Raw genomic sequence first — 3,393 nt, 5'->3', positions numbered from 1 at the left:
GGCTCCGCCGCAATCCCAATTCCCGTCCATTCGGCTTATCTATTTGGCTACGGAATTGCATTTCTCGGGTCAGGAGAAAAACCAGCAGGCAGTGGGGGTGTTGTGAGGTTTTCTGCTGCCTCCTTTTCCGTGGGTCCGACGGTCGGGGCTGCGTGTATCTATGCTAGAACTCCCTTGACACGGTGCGCAATGCCTTTCCGGCTCCGTTTTCCAACATTGGAAAACGGGCGACGCGATCATTGGAACCGGCTCCCCGTCATTGGAATTGACATCCGCGTTGGTATTGGGACTCCGGCGCGGCCCGTGGGCGAATTCGACCGGGGGCATCCGCCCGTCCATCGGATGGGTGAATTTCGCTGTTAGGCCACCCCTGGGATGCGTCCTGTGCCACACTGGCTGGAGAACCATCGGAGCATCGAGCGTAACGCGATCGACCTCTGTGCATCATTGAAATTAACGGGGTAGAGTTTGGGAATTACCTTCCATCTTCCCCGTGCGATCGAGATATCGACCGACGCGCCCGTACGGCCCTTCCGGGGGCTTACGGATCCCCGCTCTTCCGAGGGGACCCGGAGCCGCATCGGGGCCGGTAGGCGCCCGTACAGAGCCTTTCACGGGCGCGTCGTGCACCCACCGTCGACACAGGCAGCGTCCCTCCGGGACGCTCGACCCGACAGGGATGGACTCATGCAGGGATCCTCACAACTCCCCACAAAAACCTCACGATCCGGTGCGGGACGCCGTGCGCCGGTGCTTCGGCCTCACCAGCGCGACGCGCTCGCCGCGATCGTGCGCGAACTGGAGAACCCCGGCCGGACCGCAGTCGGCGTGGACCGGCACGGCGGGCGTCGGGCGACGGCGGTGATGGCGTGCGGCACGGGGAAAACCTGGGTCGCGGCCGGCGCCGCCGCAGTGCTTGCTCCGCGGGGTCGGGTGCTGGTCCTGGTGCCCACGCTCGACCTGCTGACCCAGACCGTGACCGCGTGGCATCGGGCCGGTCGGCAGGGGGGTACGCAGGTGGCGGTGTGCTCATTGGCGGGCGATCGGGTGCTGAACGACGCGGGGGTTCGGACGACGACCAGCGCCCCGCAACTCGCCCTGTGGGCGGCCAAATCGGAGCCCCTGACGGTGTACTCCACCTATCAGTCCCTGGGCACGATCCTGACCGCCCACGCGGGCACGTACGGCCTCGCGCTGGCACCGTGGGACATGGTGGTCGTGGACGAGGCGCACCGCACCAGCGGACGCCTGGGCAAACGCTGGGCAGCCGTGCACGACGACGAACAATTGCCGGCGTTGGGCCGGCTGTACCTGACGGCGACGCCTCGCCTGTGGGAGCCGGCGGAGAACAGCGCGTACGCCGAGGCGTCGGGCGCGGGCGAGACGGGCGCGCTGCCGCTGCTGGTCGACGATGACACGTGGGCGGACCCCGAGGCTGCGGTCCCGGCCTCGGCCGGCGACGTCGGCGGCCAGGACGACGACGACCCGGCCGAGTGGGACGACGAACCCGCGGACGACGACCGGGTGTTGCGGATGCGCGGCGGGCGGCCGGTGCGTTCGGCGCAGCCGGCGGACGCGGTGGCGTCGATGGATGACGAGGAGATCTTCGGCCCCACGGTCCACCGGCTCGAACTTGCGGCAGGGTGCCGGCTGGGGTTGCTGGCGCGGCCGAGGGTGGTGGTGGTCGACGTCGCCGACCCCACCGTTCAGGACTTGGCCGAGGCCGAGGGCATCGCACTCAACCGGGGTCCGGGCCGGCGCAGCCTGGAGGAGATGGAGGAGTTCCGGGCGGCGCGGCTTGCCGCGTTGCAGACGGCGGTGTTGGGGGTGGCGGCGGATCTGGGATTGAACACGGTGATCGCCTACCACGCGCGCACGGCCGAGGCTCAGGTGTGCGCGGAGACACTGCCCGACGTCGCGCGGCGCCTGCACGAGAGCGACCCGGCCACGCATCCGGCGGCGGTGTGGGCGGACTGGTTGTGCGGGGAGCACGAGAGCGAGCATCGGCGGCGGGTGTTGGGGGACTTCGCCGCGCACACCGACCGGGTGCCAGCGCTGTTCGAGTCTGCGGTGGTGGGTGCGGAGCCGGTGACTCGTCGGGCGGTGTTGTCGAACGTGCGAGTGCTGGCCGAGGGGGTCGACCTGCGGGCGGACGCGGTGGCGTTCATGGACCCGAAGCTGTCCGTGGTGGACATCGTGCAGGCGATCGGGCGGGCGATGCGCCAACAGCCGGGAGAGGGCCGGGTCGCGACGATCATCGTGCCGGTGTTCCTGGAGGCCGGGGAGACGCCGGACCGGATGCTCGTCTCGCACTCGTACCACTTCCTCGTGCGCGTGCTGCACGCACTGGCCGCGCACGACAGCCGGGTCCTGGACATGCTCGCGGTGCCCGCGCCCAGCGGCCCCCGCACCCGGCTCCTGTCCGCGATCCCGGAGGAGCCGGCCGAGGACGGCGACCGGGACGAGGCGGCCGAGGACCGGGACCAGGACGACGGCCACGGCGAGGCGGCCGAGGACGGCGACCGAGGCGAATCGGATCGGTTCCTGGTGAGGTTCATGACCGAGCGCGATCCCGCGCTGATCGCCGACTTCGTCAACCTGCGGGTGATCGATCCCGAGCGGCGCGACTGGCGCCGCGGATACCTCGCCGCCCGCCGGTGGCACGCGGCGCACGGGGATCTGCGGGTGCCGGTGGAGGCGATCGACTACGACCCGCAGACCGGGACGAGCCACCCCGTGGGGGCATGGCTCAGCGAACAGCGGCGCGCGTGGTCGGTGGGCGCGATCAGCCAGCGACGGATCGCGATGCTCGACGCGCTGGGGATGGCGTGGAGCAGCGAGGATGCGGCGTTTGAGGACGGACTCGCCATGTGCCGGGCCTACTTCGCCATACACGGGCACTTGGCCGCGCCCAAGAGCGCCGCCGTGAACAACTACCCCGTGGGCCAGTTCCTCGCGAACTGCCGCCGACCGTTGGGCACTCGCCGCAACGCGGAGCGGTGGGCCGAGCGGTGGGCGCAGCTCGCGGCGATCGATCCCGATTGGCACCCGGCCGGCCGCTCGGATCCGGCGCGGCGGTGGTCCCTGGAGTGGCAGCGGATGCTCGCCACGGTGCGGCTGCACGTCGACGGCGGCGGGTCGCTCGACGCGTTGGTGCCCGGGTACACCGCCGGTGGTGAGGACGTCGGGGCGTGGCTGGAGCGACAGCGGCGCGGCTGGGCCGACCTGACCGACGCGCAGCGGCAGGCGTTGGCCGGGGTGGGCGTAGAGGCGGCAGCGGTGCCGGAGCAGCGGGCGGCGCCGGTGGACCGGTGGGCGCTCACCCTTGCTGCGGCGGCGGCGTTCCGGGAGCGCGAGGGGCACTTGACGGTGCCGCGCAAGCACGTGGAGCCG

At 70.9% G+C, this 3,393-nt stretch carries 1 protein-coding gene; it reads left to right on the top strand.

Features of this window, described 5'->3' with window-relative positions; translation table 11 throughout:
• Positions 1 to 750 precede the first annotated feature (750 nt).
• A partial coding sequence (locus GT354_RS39980; RefSeq protein ID WP_346012389.1) for a Helicase associated domain protein occupies positions 751 to 3,393 on the top strand: 2,643 nt, incomplete at its 3' end.

It is taken from the genome of Streptomyces sp. SID3343, from assembly GCF_009865215.1.
GTDB lineage: Bacteria > Actinomycetota > Actinomycetes > Streptomycetales > Streptomycetaceae > Embleya.
This window is presented reverse-complemented; position numbering and strand designations above follow the sequence as displayed.